Origin of the sequence: Streptomyces sp. NPDC102490 (genome assembly GCF_044765285.1) — a bacterium.
GTDB lineage: Bacteria > Actinomycetota > Actinomycetes > Streptomycetales > Streptomycetaceae > Streptomyces.
In genome coordinates this window covers 259,373-273,960 of record NZ_JBIWJU010000002.1, presented here as the reverse complement: position 1 = coordinate 273,960, position 14,588 = coordinate 259,373, and the positions used below count along the sequence as shown (strand labels likewise).

Sequence of the window (14,588 nt, the reverse complement as noted above, 5' to 3'; positions counted from 1 at the left end):
TCCTTCGGGCACTCGTCCCGGTCCCTGCCCGTTCACGTATCAACCTCGTACCGGTACGGCCCGTCTCCCCGGGAGCCGGTGGGGGACCGCGGTCAGGTGCGGGACACTGGTCTGCGGCCGCCTCTACGATCCTGGGCATGAGTACCTGCGGGAGCACATCCCGAAGGTCCGCGGGAGTTCGAAGGGGAGCTCCGGCGGGAACTCCGAGAGGCGTCGACACCCGTCGACCGGGCCGACAGGGGGAACCAGCCGATCGACCGGCGCGTGGATACGATCAGTAAGCAGTACCAGGTGGGCAGTGCGGGACCGCGCGGCACCGCGCGGGGCGGCACGACGCGACACAGCACGGCGCAGGACAGCAGTACGCAAGGCAGTGGCCAGGACGGCAGCGACGGAGGAGGTGCCCCATGGGAGTCCTGAAGAAGTTCGAGCAGCGTCTCGAAGGTCTGGTCAACGGCACCTTCGCGAAGGTGTTCAAGTCCGAGGTGCAGCCCGTGGAGATCGCGGGAGCGCTCCAGCGCGAATGCGACAACAACGCGACCATCTGGAACCGCGACCGCACCGTGGTGCCCAACGACTTCATCGTCGAACTGAGCACGCCCGACTTCGAGCGCCTCAGCCCCTACTCCGGGCAGCTGGGCGACGAGCTGGCCGGCATGGTCCGCGACTACGCCAAGCAGCAGCGCTACACCTTCATGGGGCCGATCAAGGTCCACCTGGAGAAGGCGGACGACCTCGACACCGGCCTGTACCGGGTGCGCAGCCGTACGCTCGCCTCCTCCACCAGCCACCAGGGCGGCCCGGGCCCCGCGGCGCCCCCGGCCCCGCCCGCGCGGCCCAGCACCCCGGGCGGCGGGTACGGCTACCCGCCGGCCGCCGCCCCCGCGAGCGCCCCGCCCATGCCGTCCGCGCCGCCACCCGGCCGTCCCGGCGGCTACGGCTACCCGCAGCCCGCCGGCGCCCAGCAGCCCCCGGCCGCACCCGCACCCGGCGGACGCACCCGCCACTGGATCGAGATCAACGGCACCCGCCACCAGATCTCCCGCGCGACGCTCGTGCTGGGCCGCAGCACCGAGGCCGACGTGCGGATCGACGACCCCGGCGTCTCCCGCCGGCACTGCGAGATCCGGACCGGAACGCCCTCGACGATCCAGGATCTCGGGTCCACCAACGGCATCGTGGTGGACGGGCAGCACACCACCCGCGCTACGCTCCGCGACGGCTCACGGATCGTCGTGGGCAGCACCACCGTTATCTACAGGCAAGCCGAAGGGTGATCCGGGGGCAATGTCAGAGCTGACCCTCACGGTCATGCGGCTGGGTTTTCTCGCCGTACTGTGGCTGTTCGTGATCGTGGCCGTGCAGGTCATCCGCAGCGACCTCTTCGGTACGCGGGTCACCCAGCGCGGCGCGCGACGCGACGCCGCCCGACCGCAGCAGACCGCCACGCGCCAGGGCCAGGCGCCTCCACCTCAGCGCCAGCAGTCCGGCGGTGGCCGCGGCCGCCGCGGCGCGCCCACCAAACTGGTCGTGACGGAGGGCACCCTCACCGGCACCACCGTTGCCCTCCAGGGCCAGACCATCACGCTCGGCCGGGCACACGACTCGACGATCGTGCTGGACGACGACTACGCCTCCAGCCGCCATGCCAGGATCTACCCGGACCAGAACGGCCAGTGGATCGTCGAGGACCTGGGCTCCACCAACGGCACCTACCTGGACCGGGCCCGGCTGACGACCCCCACGCCGATCGGCCCCGGGGCGCCGATCCGCATCGGCAAGACCGTCATCGAGCTGCGGAAGTAGTGCTACACCAATGAATGAGCGCGAGCGGAGCGAGCACGCAGCGGCGGCCGGCACCCCGGGCCCCGGCGCGCTCCCGACCGGAGGGTGGGCAGTGTGGCTCGACACGACCGGCTGCAGTCGGAGCCGACGGGCGAGGTGCGCATGAGTCTGTCACTGCGCTTCGCCGCCGGTTCCCACAAGGGCATGATCCGGGAGGGCAACGAGGACTCCGGCTACGCCGGTCCGCGCCTGCTCGCCATCGCCGACGGCATGGGCGGCCAGGCCGCCGGCGAGGTCGCCTCCTCCGAGGTGATCTCCACCATCGTCGCGCTCGACGACGACGTGCCCGGCTCCGACGTCCTCACCTCCCTCGGTGCCGCCGTCCAGCGCGCCAACGACCAGCTGCGGCAGATGGTCGAGGAGGACCCCGCCCTGGAGGGCATGGGCACCACGCTCACCGCCCTGCTGTGGACCGGCCAGCGCCTGGGCATGGTGCACGTCGGCGACTCCCGCGCCTACCTGCTGCGCGACGGCGTCCTCACCCAGATCACCCAGGACCACACCTGGGTGCAGCGCCTCGTCGACGAGGGACGGATCACCGAGGAGGAGGCGGGCACCCACCCGCAGCGCTCCCTGCTGATGCGCGCCCTCGGCAGCGGCGACCACGTCGAGCCCGACCTGTCCATCCGCGAGGTGCGGGCCGGCGACCGCTATCTGATCTGCTCCGACGGACTCTCCGGCGTCGTCTCCCACCAGACGATGGAGGACACCCTCGCCAGCTACCAGGGCCCCCAGGAGACCGTCCAGGAGCTGATCCAGCTCGCCCTGCGCGGCGGCGGCCCCGACAACATCACCGTCATCGTCGCCGACGTCCTCGACCTCGACACCGGCGACACCCTCGCCGGGCAGCTCTCCGACACCCCCGTGGTCGTCGGCGCCGTCGCCGAGAACCAGGCCCAGATGGGCGACAACGGCATCATGCAGACCCCGGCCGGGCGCGCCGCGGGCCTCGGCCGGGCCGGCGGACAGCGCGGCGGGGGCGGCGAGTTCGGCCCGCCCGGCAGCGGCGACACCACCGGCTTCATCCCCACCGGCGGCTTCGACGACTACGGCCCCGACGACTTCGTCAAACCCCGCAAGAACCGCAAGTGGCTCAAGCGGTCCCTCTACACCGTCCTCGCCCTCGCCGTGATCGGCGGCGGCACCTACGGCGGCTGGCGCTGGACCCAGACCCAGTACTACGTCGGCACCAAAGACGACCACCTCGCGCTGTACCGGGGCATCAGCCAGGACCTCGCCTGGGTCTCGCTCTCCAAGGTCCAGAAGGACCACCCCGAGATCGAACTCAAGTACCTGCCGCCCTACCAGCAGAAGCTGGTCGAGGCCACCATCCCCGAGGGCGACCTCAACGACGCCCGGGCCAAGATCGAGGAACTGGCGGTACAGGCCTCCGCCTGCAAGAAGCAGGCCGACCGGCGCACCGCGGAGACCGAGAAGAACGCGAAGACGGGCGAGGGCGAGGCCGGGGGCACCACGGGAACCACTCCCGCCTCCTTCACGTCCAAGGCCTCGCCGAGCCCGAACCCGTCGGGATCGCCCAAGGCACCCGAATCGTCCGAGTCCCCGTCCACGACCGCACCCACTCCAGGCTCAGGACCGACCCTCTCGGAGGAAGAGCAGAAGGTCGTCTCGCTGTGCGGTAAGCAGTAGGCAAGCCGTGAGAGGCCCTGTCACACGATGAGCAGTACTACCAACCCGTCGACGCACCACACGTCCACGATCGGCGCCATCGGCGCCCCGAGCCGGCGCAACACCGAGCTGGCTCTGCTCGTGTTCGCCGTCCTCATCCCGGTCTTCGCCTACGCCAACGTGGGCCTCGCCATCAACGACGAGGTGCCCGCGGGGCTGCTGAGCTACGGCTTCGGCCTCGGCCTGCTGGCCGGCGTCGGCCACCTCGTCGTGCGCAGGTTCGCGCCGTACGCGGACCCGCTGCTGCTGCCGCTGGCCACCCTGCTCAACGGCCTCGGGCTGGTCGCCATCTGGCGCCTGGACCAGTCCGAACTGCTCCGGAGCATCGACCAGGCCGGCACCGCCGCACCCCGCCAGCTGATCTACACGGCGATGGGCATCGCGCTGTTCGTCGCCGTGCTCGTCTTCCTCAAGGACCACCGCGTCCTTCAGCGCTACACCTACATCTCCATGGTCGGCGCCCTGTTCCTGCTGCTGCTCCCGCTCGTCCCGGGCCTCGGCAAGAACATCTACGGCGCCAAGATCTGGATCCAGGTCGGCTCCTTCTCCATCCAGCCCGGTGAGTTCGCCAAGATCGTCCTGGCGATCTTCTTCGCCGGCTACCTGATGGTGAAGCGCGACGCGCTCGCCCTGGCCAGCCGCCGCTTCATGGGCCTCTACCTACCGCGCGGCCGCGACCTCGGCCCCATCCTGGTGGTCTGGATCGTCTCGATCCTCATCCTCGTCTTCGAGACCGACCTCGGCACCTCGCTGCTGTTCTTCGGCATGTTCGTGATCATGCTGTACGTCGCCACCGAGCGGACCAGCTGGATCGTCTTCGGTCTGCTGATGTCCGGGGTCGGCGCGGTCGGCGTGGCCAGCTTCGAGCCGCACATCCAGCAGCGTGTCGACGCCTGGCTCGACCCGATGAAGGAGTACGCGCTCTCCCGGGCCGGTGTCGTCGGCCACTCCGAGCAGGCCCAGCAGGCCCTGTGGGCCTTCGGCTCCGGCGGCACCCTCGGCACCGGCTGGGGCCAGGGCCACTCCGAGCTGATCCGCTTCGCCGCCAACTCCGACTTCATCCTCGCCACCTTCGGCGAGGAGCTGGGCCTGGCCGGCCTGATGGCGCTGCTCCTGCTCTACGCCTTGATCGTGGAACGCGGCGTGCGCACCGCCCTCGCCGCCCGCGACCCCTTCGGCAAGCTCCTCGCCATCGGCCTCTCCGGCGCCTTCGCCCTCCAGGTCTTCGTCGTCGCCGGCGGTGTCATGGGCCTCATCCCGCTCACCGGTATGACGATGCCCTTCCTGGCCTACGGCGGTTCCTCCGTCATCGCCAACTGGGCGTTGATCGGCATTCTGCTGCGCATCAGCGACACCGCGCGCAGACCGGCACCCGCCGCGCCCGCCAACCCCGACGCCGAGATGACCCAGGTGGTCCGACCGTGAACAAGCCACTGCGCCGAATCGCGATCTTCTGCGGCCTCCTCGTCCTCACCCTCCTCATCCGGGACAACTGGCTCCAGTACGTCCAGGCGGACGAGCTCAAGGAGGACGAGCACAACCGCCGCGTCGCCATCGAGCGGTACGCCAGCCCCCGCGGCGACATCATCGTCGACGGCAAGGCCATCACCGGACACGCCACCACCGAGGGCGACTTCAAGTACAAGCGCACCTACAAGGACGGCGCCATGTGGGCGCCCGTCACCGGCTACGTCTCCCAGGCCTTCGGCGCCACCCAGCTCGAGTCCATCGACGACGGCATCCTCACCGGCAACGACGACCGGCTCTTCTTCCGCAACACCCTCGACATGCTCACCGGCAAGAAGCGCGAGGGCGGCAACGTCGTCACCACCCTCAACAGCGCCGCCCAGAAGGCCGCCTACGACGGTCTGAGGAAGCAGGGCGCCAAGGGTGCCGTCGTCGCGATCGAGCCGTCCACCGGCAAGATCCTCTCGATGGCCTCGTACCCCTCGTACGACCCCACCTCCATCGCGGGCAGCAACGACGCGGCCGGCGAGGCCTGGAACAAACTCCAGAAGAAGAACAACCCCGACGACCCGATGCTCAACCGCGCCCTGCGCGAGGTCTACCCGCCCGGTTCGACCTTCAAGGTCCTCACCGCGGCGGCGGCCCTGGAGCACGGGCTGTACGACTCCGCCGACGAGAAGACCGACTCCCCGCTGCCGTGGACCATGCCCGGCACCACCACGCCCCTGCCGAACGAGGGCGACCTCCCCTGCAAGAACGCCACCCTCCGCGAGGCCCTGCGCGTCTCCTGCAACACCGTCTTCGGCAAGATCGGCTACGACCTCGGCAACGACAAGATGCTCGAGACGGCCAAGAAGTTCGGCTTCACCGAGGAGCAGTTCGTCCCCGTCCGGTCCAGCGCCTCGGTCTTCTCCGACGACATGAACGACTCGCAGGTCGCGCTCTCCTCCATCGGCCAGTTCAACACCGCCGCCACGCCGCTCCAGATGGCCATGGTCACCTCGGCCATCGCCAACAACGGCACCCTGATGAAGCCCTACATGGTCGACGAGCTCCAGGCCCCGAACCTCGACACCATCGAGAAGACGGACCCGCAGGAGATGAGCAAGCCGCTCTCCCCGGAGAACGCCCAGATCCTCCAGTCGATGATGGAGACCGTCGTCAAGGACGGCACCGGAACCAACGCCCAGATCGACGGCGTCACCGTAGGCGGCAAGACCGGTACCGCACAGCACGGTGTCGACAACAGCGAGAACCCGTACGCCTGGTTCATCTCGTACGCCAAGACCGACAGCGGCTCACCGGTCGCCGTGGCCGTGGTGATCGAGGACGAGAACGCCAGCCGCGACGACATCTCCGGCGGCGGCCTCGCGGCACCGATCGCGAAGAACGTCATGGAGGCCGTCATCGACAGCAAGAAGTGACCGCGTCGCCATGAACGGGACGTGACTCCGGTCACGCCCCCTTCACATCGGCGCACGTTGCGATACCGGTCCTGTATCGGCTGCCCGGCTCGGCCAAGGGGCCAGGAGCGAGCCGGGTACGGTAGGCCGGACGGCAGCCTCCGACCGTACAAGCATGCCGGTCGGGACCGACGGAGAGGGCTGGTAGGTAACCATGGAAGAGCCGCGTCGCCTCGGCGGCCGGTACGAGCTGGGCCCGGTGCTCGGCCGTGGTGGCATGGCGGAGGTTTACCACGCGCATGACACCAGGCTCGGGCGCCAGGTGGCGGTGAAGACGCTCCGCGCGGACCTCGCGCGCGACCCGTCCTTCCAGGCCCGGTTCCGCCGAGAGGCCCAGTCGGCCGCCTCGCTCAACCATCCCGCGATCGTGGCGGTCTACGACACGGGCGAGGACTACATCGACAACGTGTCGATCCCGTACATCGTCATGGAGTACGTCGACGGCTCCACGCTCCGTGAGCTGCTCCACTCCGGCCGCAAGCTGCTGCCCGAGCGGACGCTGGAGATGACCATCGGCATCCTCCAGGCCCTGGAGTACTCCCACCGCGCCGGCATCGTCCACCGCGACATCAAGCCCGCCAACGTCATGCTGACGCGCAACGGCCAGGTCAAGGTCATGGACTTCGGCATCGCCCGCGCCATGGGCGACTCGGGCATGACGATGACCCAGACCTCCGCCGTCATCGGCACCGCCCAGTACCTCTCCCCGGAGCAGGCCAAGGGCGAGCAGGTCGACGCCCGCTCCGACCTGTACTCCACGGGCTGCCTGCTCTACGAGCTGCTCACGGTCCGCCCGCCCTTCGTCGGCGACTCCCCGGTGGCCGTCGCCTACCAGCACGTGCGCGAGGAACCGCAGGCGCCGAGCGTCTTCGACCCCGAGATCACGCCCGAGATGGACGCGATCGTGCTGAAGGCCCTGGTCAAGGACCCGGACTACCGCTACCAGTCGGCCGACGAGATGCGCGCCGACATCGAGGCCTGCCTCGACGGCCAGCCCGTCGCAGCCACCGCCGCGATGGGCGCCATGGCCGCCGGCGGCTACGGCGCCTACCCCGACGAGCAGCCGACCACCGCCCTGCGCTCGGACGGGGGCGGCGGCGCCACGACCATGCTGCCGCCCATGAACCCGGACGACGGCGGCTACGGCTACGACGAGCGCCCCGACCGGCGCCGCCAGCAGTCCCGCAAGAAGAACACCTCCACGATCTTCCTGGTCCTGGCCGGCATCCTCGTCCTCGTCGGCGCCATCCTGATCGGCAAGTACGCCTTCAGCGGGGACGGCGGACCGGGCGACGACACGGTCCCGGTGCCCGCCCTGATCGGTCAGACGCAGGACGACGCCGAGAAACTGATCGCCAACTCCGACCTCACGCTGGGAACGGTCGAGCGCAAGCCCTGCGAGGACCAGAAGAAGGGCAGCGTCTGCGACCAGGACCCCAAGCAGGGCACCAGCGTCGACAAGGAGTCCACCGTCAACCTGGTGGTCTCGACCGGCGCGCCCAAGGTCGCCGTGCCCAACGTGATCGACAAGAACGTCGACGAGGCCACCAAGCAGCTCGAGGACAAGGGCTTCGACGTCGAGACCAAGCAGACCGAGTCCTCCCAGGACGAGGGCACGGTCCTCAGCCAGAACCCGGACCCGGGCAAGGAGCTGGAGAAGGGCTCCACGGTGACCCTGGAGGTCGCCAAGGCCGAGGAGAAGGCCACGGTCCCGGACGTCGTCGGCCGCAGCTGTGACGAGGCCAAGTCCCAGATGCAGAACAACGGCCTCGAGGCCACCTGCACGGACCAGTCCACCAACGACCCGAACCAGGTGGACAAGGTCATCTCCACCACGCCCTCGGCGAACCAGCAGGTCGACCCGGGCTCGAAGGTCACGATCGTGGTCGGCAAGGCCGTGGAGAAGAAGAAGGTGCCCGAGATCAAGCTCGGCACGCCCCTGTCCCAGGCCCAGCAGACCCTGAACCAGGCCGGTTTCACCAACGTCCAGGTGAACGGTCCCAACGACGGCAACGCGGTCGTCATAGGGCAGAACCCGCCGGCCAACAGCGAGGTCGACGACCCGGCCGGCACGCAGATCACCCTCACCACGGTGGGCGGCAACGGCGGCAACGGCGGGAACGGCGGCGGTGACAACGGCGGCAACGACAACGGCGGCGCCATCGGCGGCCTTCCCGGCTTCGGCGACTGACCCGCCTGCCCCCCGACCGACCGGAGCCCCGGCCCCTCAGCTCAGCGGAGGGACCGGGGCTCCGTCGTACGGGGCCGGCGCGGTGGCGCTCAGCGCAGTTCCTTCGGCGGGGTCCGGTCCTCGTCGACCTTCTCCGTGCGGACCAGCTCGCCCCAGACCACGTACCGGTAGCGGCTCGTGTAGACCGGGGTGCAGGTCGTCAGGGTGATGTAGTGGCCGGCCTTCTTCTTGCCGGACCCGCCGGGGACCGCGTCGAGGACGTCGACATTGAACTTCGAGGTCTCGGACAGGACGGCGTACGCCTGGTAGACGTACCAGGTGTCCTTCGTCTCGAAGACGATCGGGTCGCCCTTCTCGATCCTGTCGATCTTGTGGAACTTGGCGCCGTGCCCGTCGCGGTGGGCGGCGAGCGAGAAGTTGCCCTTCTTGTCCGAGGTGGGCAGCGTCGCCTTGACCGGGTCGGTGTAGTAGCCGGCCACGCCGTCGTTGAGGACCTTCATCGACGTGCCCTTCTCCACCAGGATGTCGCCCTCGCCCATCGCCGGGACGTGCAGGAAGCCGATGCCCGCCTTGGTGTCCAGGGCACCCGGGCCGCCCGCGCCGTCGCCGCCCACCCGGTCCTGGGCCCAGTTGTCGCGGACCTTCTCGGCCTGCTCGTCCGCCGCGCGGTCGGCGACCACGTTCGTCCACCACAGCGAGTAGACGACGAACAGGCCCATCACCAGACCCGCGGTGATGAGCAGCTCGCCGAAGAGACTCACCGCCCGCGCGACGATCCGCCGGGGGCCGCGCCCGCGGCGGCGTGCCCCGGGCTCCGGTGGGCCGTCCTCGCCGGCCTGCTCCTGCTGATCCGTGTCGGTGGTCGCTGCCACTGGTCATCCGCCCTTAACTGACGAGCGCATCCGGCTTGCCCTTGCTGCGCGGCCTTTCCTCGACCATCTTGCCCCAGACGATCATGCGGTACTTGCTGGTGAACTCCGGCGTGCAGGTGGTGAGGGTGATGTAGCGGCCGGGGCCCTTGAAGCCGGACTGCTTCGGGACCGGGTCCAGCACGCTGACGTTGCTCGGCGAGGTCACCGGCAGGATCGACGCCATCTTGTACACGAAGTACTTGTCCTGCGTCTCCACCACGATCGGGTCGCCCGGCTCCAGTTTGTTGATGTACCGGAACGGCTCGCCGTGCGTGTTGCGGTGGCCCGCGAGCCCGAAGTTGCCGGTCTTCGCGTCCGGCATCGCCGTCTTCAGCCCGTCCTCCGCGTAGTGCCCGACCATGCCCCGGTCCAGCACCTTCTTGCTGCTGATGCCCTCCGCGATCGGCACCACCACGTCCAGCTTGGGAATGTGCAGCAGCGCGAACCCCTGACCCGGTTCGAAGGACCCCGGATTGCGCTTGCCGTTCGCCCAGTCGTCCTGGAGGTTGCTCGCGGCCCGGTCCGCCTGCGCGTGCGCCCGCACGTTCGTCCACCACAGCTGGTAGGTGACGAACAGCAGCATCAGCACACCGGTCGTGATGAAGATCTCACCGATCGCCCGGCTGGCGATCACCGCGGCGCCGGGCTTGCGCGCCCGCGCCTGCCGACGGGCCTCCACGCGCGACAGGGGCGCCTTCGGACTCTCGTCGGCCTCCCGCTCGGGAGACTGGCCCCTGGGTGCCCCACGGCGCCCGTGGCGCCGTTTCGCGGCCTTCCTGCGGGCCGCGCGCCCCCCGCCCACGGGCCCGTCCCCGGCGGAGGCGGCGGCGGAGCCGCTCTCGGCGGCCGCCCGGCCCACCGGGGGTTCCGGGACCCGCAGCGCCACCGTCTCGTCGTCAAGCGGCGGCGGGGGGTGCTGCCGCTCCCCGAACGCACCGGAATCCCCGTACGGCTGCCCGTACGAGGATCCCTGGTCACCGGCCGTGCCGGAGTCGCGCTCGGGGCGCAGCGCGGTCACGCCGTGGCCCTGCCCACCACCGGGGCGAGCCCCGCCGACCTCGCCACCGCGTCCCGGTCGCCGCACTCCACCAGCCAGTTGGCCAGCATCCGGTGCCCGTGCTCGGTCAGCACCGACTCCGGGTGGAACTGCACGCCCTCGACGAGCAGTTCCCGGTGGCGCAGGCCCATCACGATCCCGTCGGGCGTACGGGCCGTCACCTCCAGCTCGGCCGGCACCGTGGCCGGCTCGGCCGCCAGCGAGTGGTACCGCGTCGCCGTGAACGGCGAGGGCAGGCCCGCGAAGACCCCCTGGCCGGTGTGCTCGACCGGCGAGGTCTTGCCGTGCAGCAGCTCCGGCGCCCGGTCCACCACACCGCCGTACGCCACCTGCATCGACTGCATGCCCAGGCACACGCCGAAGACCGGCACCCCGGTCGCCGCGCAGTGCCGCACCATGTCGACGCACACCCCGGCCTGCTCCGGCGTACCCGGGCCGGGCGAGAGCAGCACGCCGTCGAAGCCGTCCTGGGCGTGGGCCGTCGACACCTCGTCGTTGCGCAGCACCTCGCACTCGGCGCCGAGCTGGTACAGGTACTGGACCAGGTTGAAGACGAAGCTGTCGTAGTTGTCGACGACGAGGATGCGCGCGCTCACTGGTTGTCCACCGTCACATCGTTGAAGGGCAGCAGCGGTTCGGCCCACGGGAAGACGTACTGGAACAGGACGTAGACCACGATCATCGCCAGCATGAGCGAGAGCAGCGCCTTCACCCACGCGTTCCCCGGCAGATGCCGCCAGATCCAGCCGTACATGCCGTCCCTTCCGTCGCACCACGGCGCCAGACTCACGCCGTACCGCACCAGACTAGCGGCGCCGGGCCCCGCGGAACGGCCCTAATCCACCGGCCGGGCATAGTGCAGGTCCGCCGTGCCCGAGTAGCCCGGCAGCGTCACCCGGCCGTCCTCCTCGACCTTCCAGCCGAGCCCGTACACGTTGACGTACACCATGTAGTTCTGGATCGCCGGTGACTTCGCCAGCGCGTTCTTCAGCCGCTCCGGGTCGCCGACCGCCTGGATCCGGTACGGCGGTGAGTAGACGCGGCCCTGGAGGATCAGGGTGTTGCCCACGCAGCGCACCGCGCTGGTGGAGATCAGCCGCTGGTCCATGACCTTGATGCCCTCGGCGCCGCCCTGCCACAGGGCGTTCACCACGGCCTGGAGGTCCTGCTGGTGGATCACCAGGTAGTCGGGCTGCGGTTCCGGGTAGCCGGGGAGCTTCGCGGTGGCGTCCGGCGGGGCGTCGTCGAGCGTGACGCTGATCGCCTCGCCCTTCAGCTTCTGCGTGCCCGCCTTCTCCTCCAGCGCCGCGAGTTTGTCGTCCTCCGACTTCGTACGGCCGTCGTCGCGCTCGGCGAGTGATTCGACGTCCTCGCGCAGGGTCCCGTTGGACTCCTCCAGGTCGCCGTTCTCCCGGCTGCGCTCGTGGATGAGATCGGACAGCTTGAGCAAAGAGGCGTCCGTGCGGATATTGGTGCCCTTCGCGGTGTTGAAGCTGGTGAAGAAGAGGAGTCCCGCGAGGGCGAAGACGGCCGCCGTGAGGACCCGCACGGGCCGGAAACGGCGCGGGCGGACCGGGCTGGCTCCCGTCCCGGGGGAGTCGGCAGAATTGCTCAACGTACCCTTATCTCCTTCGGCGCCACGGAAGGACTACGCTAACGGACGCCCGGGGGAGCGCTCAGAGTCCCCTTGTCCCCATCCACGCCGCACCCCGAGACCGAGCCCCGTTCCCTGCGCGGCCACGCAGCGCATCGACAGGAGAGACCCTCGTGCCGAAGTCACGTATCCGCAAGAAGGCCGACTACACGCCGCCGCCCTCGAAGCAGGCGACCAGCATCAAGCTGACCAGCCGCACCTGGGTGGCGCCGGTCATGCTGGCCATGTTCGTCATCGGTCTGGCCTGGATCGTCGTCTTCTACGTCACCGACGGTTCCCTGCCCATCGACTCCCTGGGCAACTGGAACATCGTGGTGGGCTTCGGTTTCATCGCCGCGGGCTTCGGCGTCTCGACGCAGTGGAAATAACCCCGGCGACGGCTCCGCGATAGCTCTGCCCAGGGCTGTTCGCGGAGTTATCCACAGGCGTTATCCACATGGGGAAAAGAAAGACGATCTGTGGATAACCCGCCGGGCATTGACGCCGGTGTGACGGAAGTACCGGCTGGCCCCAGGGTTCCGAAAACATGTTCGCCCCCTGCCTGACCTGCGAGAACACTGGTCAGTGACAGGGGGCACAGATGTTCTCGCACACTGTGCACAAGATCCGCCACCTTCTGTGGACAACGGGCGCTCAGGTGAGCTGGGCCGTCCTCAACAGGGTCAGGGCGACGACGGCCAGCAGGACCAGCGCGCAGGTCCCGTACTGGACGAGCGTGCGCCGCTCACGCGGGGCGTGGAGCATCGCCCAGCCGATCACGGCACCCGCGACGAGGCCGCCGACGTGGGCCTGCCAGGAGACGTTGTCCCGGGTGAAGGTGAAGATCAGGCTGATCACCAGCAGGATGACGACCGGCCGCATGTCGGAGTTGCGCCGGCGCATGAGCGCGGCGGTGGCACCGAAGAGGCCGAAGACCGCACCGGAGGCGCCGAGGGTGGCCGTGGTGGGTGACGCGAGCAGGTAGGCGAAGGCGCTGCCGGCGAGGCCCGAGACCAGGTAGAGCGCGACGTAGCGGGCTCGGCCGAGGGCCTCTTCCAGGGGGCCGCCGAGGAACCAGAGCGTGATCATGTTGAAGCCGACGTGCCAGATCTCCTGGTGGGTGAAGATCGTGGTCACCAGGCGGTACCACTCGCCCTCCGCGACGCCCTCGGTCGGGACGAAGGGGGCGGGGGGCCAGCGCCCGATGAGCACCATGTCGGCGAGGAAGGAGTCGGGCAGCGCCTGGACGGCGAGGAACACCGCCACGTTGATCCCGATCAGGATCTTGGTGACGAGGTGCGGGTCGGCCGCGACCGTGCCGCCCGCGAGGGTGCGGGGCCGGGAGGCGCTCGGGGCCGGCCCGCCGCCCGGTGTGCGGCCGGCGGCGCAGTCGGGGCAGTGGAAGCCCACGGAGGCGTTGATCATGCAGTCCGTGCAGATGGGGCGCTCGCACCGGGTGCAGCGGATACCGGTCTCGCGGTCGGGGTGGCGATAGCAACCGGGCAGGCTCTGGGCATCCGGTCGGCCTGCGGCCGCGTGGTCCATGGCATCCCCTCGGTCGTCCCTGCGGGCGGTGTGTGCAGATGCACCGCCCCGCCCTTCTCTACGGATGGACGGGATGTTTGGTTCCTGCCCGGTGTGCGGGGACGTCAGGCGTTGCGCGTTTCGATGACGACCGACTCGATGACGATGTCGGTGAGAGGGCGCTCGGTGCGGGGGTTGGTCTTGGTGGCGGCGATGGTGTCGACGACCTTCTGGCTGGCCGGGTCGGTCACTTCGCCGAAGATCGTGTGCTTGCGGTTCAGCCAGGTCGTCGGGGAGACGGTGATGAAGAACTGCGAGCCGTTGGTGCCGGGACCGGCGTTGGCCATGGCCATCAGGTAGGGCTTGTCGAAGGCGAGGTCGGGGTGGAACTCGTCCGGGAACTGGTAGCCGGGGTCGCCGGTGCCGTTGCCCAGCGGATCGCCGCCCTGGATCATGAAGCCGCTGAGGACCCGGTGGAAGACGGTGCCGTCGTAGAGCTTGGCCCTGGACTTCTCGCCGGTGGCCGGGTGGGTCCACTCCCGCTCGCCGCGGGCGAGTTCGACGAAGTTCCTGACGGTCCTGGGGGCGTGGTTCGGCAGCAGCCGTACCTCGATGTCACCTTGGTCGGTCTTCAGGGTGGCGTAGAGCTGCTCGGCCACGATGTGCCTTCCCTCGTCCTGTGGTGCGCACCGATCCTCGCACGGCCGGGGACGCGTTCGTCGCTCATCCCGCTGGGTCACGAGCGTGGAGCGCCGATCCGTGGCATGGTCGTGCACAGCCGCGCGTTGCCCGGTATTCGTCCCTTATC

14 protein-coding genes are annotated in these 14,588 nt (G+C 69.6%); 7 read left to right on the top strand and 7 right to left on the bottom strand.

Annotation, left to right across the window (positions count from 1 at the left end; all coding sequences use genetic code 11):
- Positions 1-407 precede the first annotated feature (407 nt).
- The 6 genes from fhaA to pknB all read left to right on the top strand — a co-directional run bounded on the left by fhaA (position 408) and on the right by pknB (position 8,655).
- The gene (gene fhaA, locus ACIRGB_RS04715; protein WP_403858602.1) at positions 408-1,277 is read left to right on the top strand and encodes an antibiotic biosynthesis regulator FhaA; all 870 of its coding nucleotides are present in this window, start codon (positions 408-410) and stop codon (positions 1,275-1,277) included.
- A 10-nt stretch (positions 1,278-1,287) separates the two neighbouring features.
- Entirely contained in the window at positions 1,288-1,806 is a 519-nt protein-coding gene (fhaB, locus tag ACIRGB_RS04710; RefSeq protein WP_003975090.1) for an antibiotic biosynthesis regulator FhaB, read from the top strand.
- A gap of 141 nt (positions 1,807-1,947) precedes the next feature.
- Positions 1,948-3,495 carry a Stp1/IreP family PP2C-type Ser/Thr phosphatase gene (locus tag ACIRGB_RS04705; RefSeq protein ID WP_403858600.1) on the top strand — a complete coding sequence of 516 codons (1,548 nt, stop codon included), beginning with the start codon at positions 1,948-1,950 and terminating at the stop codon, positions 3,493-3,495.
- A gap of 27 nt (positions 3,496-3,522) precedes the next feature.
- Entirely contained in the window at positions 3,523-4,959 is a 1,437-nt protein-coding gene (locus ACIRGB_RS04700) for an FtsW/RodA/SpoVE family cell cycle protein (RefSeq protein WP_403858598.1), read from the top strand.
- Positions 4,956-6,425 (top strand): peptidoglycan D,D-transpeptidase FtsI family protein, encoded by a 1,470-nt coding sequence (locus ACIRGB_RS04695; protein ID WP_403858596.1) that lies wholly within the window; start codon positions 4,956-4,958, stop codon positions 6,423-6,425. The genes ACIRGB_RS04700 and ACIRGB_RS04695 overlap by 4 nt, the downstream gene beginning before the upstream one ends.
- A 193-nt stretch (positions 6,426-6,618) precedes the next feature.
- Complete coding sequence (pknB, locus tag ACIRGB_RS04690; RefSeq protein WP_403858594.1) at positions 6,619-8,655, top strand: Stk1 family PASTA domain-containing Ser/Thr kinase; 2,037 nt, start codon at positions 6,619-6,621, stop codon at positions 8,653-8,655.
- Between the two features lie 89 nt (positions 8,656-8,744).
- On the opposite strand, the gene ACIRGB_RS04685 is transcribed toward pknB, so the two are convergent.
- Genes ACIRGB_RS04685 through ACIRGB_RS04665 form a run of 5 tightly spaced genes read right to left on the bottom strand, consistent with a single transcriptional unit; the run spans position 8,745 to position 12,238 of the window.
- A complete protein-coding gene (locus ACIRGB_RS04685) occupies positions 8,745-9,527 on the bottom strand; it encodes a class E sortase (protein ID WP_403858592.1) in 783 nt (260 codons plus the stop codon).
- A gap of 13 nt (positions 9,528-9,540) precedes the next feature.
- Positions 9,541-10,584, bottom strand: a complete 1,044-nt coding sequence (locus tag ACIRGB_RS04680; protein WP_403858590.1) for a class E sortase — start codon at positions 10,582-10,584, stop codon at positions 9,541-9,543.
- Positions 10,581-11,219, bottom strand: a complete 639-nt coding sequence (locus tag ACIRGB_RS04675) for an aminodeoxychorismate/anthranilate synthase component II (RefSeq protein ID WP_403858588.1) — start codon at positions 11,217-11,219, stop codon at positions 10,581-10,583. Before ACIRGB_RS04675 ends, ACIRGB_RS04680 begins: the two co-directional genes overlap by 4 nt.
- Positions 11,216-11,413 (bottom strand): hypothetical protein, encoded by a 198-nt coding sequence (locus ACIRGB_RS04670; RefSeq protein ID WP_174256084.1) that lies wholly within the window; start codon positions 11,411-11,413, stop codon positions 11,216-11,218. The genes ACIRGB_RS04675 and ACIRGB_RS04670 overlap by 4 nt, the downstream gene beginning before the upstream one ends.
- A gap of 45 nt (positions 11,414-11,458) precedes the next feature.
- The gene (locus ACIRGB_RS04665; RefSeq protein WP_403858586.1) at positions 11,459-12,238 is read right to left on the bottom strand and encodes a DUF881 domain-containing protein; all 780 of its coding nucleotides are present in this window, start codon (positions 12,236-12,238) and stop codon (positions 11,459-11,461) included.
- 152 nt (positions 12,239-12,390) lie between these two features.
- Here ACIRGB_RS04665 and crgA point away from each other — a divergent pair, with 152 nt between their 5' ends.
- Positions 12,391-12,645, top strand: coding sequence for a cell division protein CrgA (gene crgA, locus ACIRGB_RS04660; RefSeq protein WP_403858584.1), 255 nt, complete (start codon positions 12,391-12,393; stop codon positions 12,643-12,645).
- Positions 12,646-12,910: 265 nt separating this feature from the next.
- On the opposite strand, the gene ACIRGB_RS04655 is transcribed toward crgA, so the two are convergent.
- Together ACIRGB_RS04655 and ACIRGB_RS04650 are read right to left on the bottom strand one after the other, a co-directional pair.
- Positions 12,911-13,801, bottom strand: coding sequence for a rhomboid family intramembrane serine protease (locus ACIRGB_RS04655; protein WP_403858582.1), 891 nt, complete (start codon positions 13,799-13,801; stop codon positions 12,911-12,913).
- A 104-nt stretch (positions 13,802-13,905) separates the two neighbouring features.
- Positions 13,906-14,439, bottom strand: coding sequence for a peptidylprolyl isomerase (locus ACIRGB_RS04650; protein ID WP_403858580.1), 534 nt, complete (start codon positions 14,437-14,439; stop codon positions 13,906-13,908).
- Positions 14,440-14,588 lie beyond the last annotated feature (149 nt).

Coding starts and splice junctions, on each gene's coding strand:
- ACIRGB_RS04705 (WP_403858600.1), top strand. CDS start 1,948: ATGAGTCTGTCACTGCGCTTCGCCGCCGGTTCCCACAAGGGCATGATC.
- fhaA (WP_403858602.1), top strand. CDS start 408: ATGGGAGTCCTGAAGAAGTTCGAGCAGCGTCTCGAAGGTCTGGTCAAC.
- pknB (WP_403858594.1), top strand. CDS start 6,619: ATGGAAGAGCCGCGTCGCCTCGGCGGCCGGTACGAGCTGGGCCCGGTG.
- ACIRGB_RS04655 (WP_403858582.1), bottom strand. CDS start 13,801: ATGGACCACGCGGCCGCAGGCCGACCGGATGCCCAGAGCCTGCCCGGT.
- fhaB (WP_003975090.1), top strand. CDS start 1,288: ATGTCAGAGCTGACCCTCACGGTCATGCGGCTGGGTTTTCTCGCCGTA.
- ACIRGB_RS04700 (WP_403858598.1), top strand. CDS start 3,523: ATGAGCAGTACTACCAACCCGTCGACGCACCACACGTCCACGATCGGC.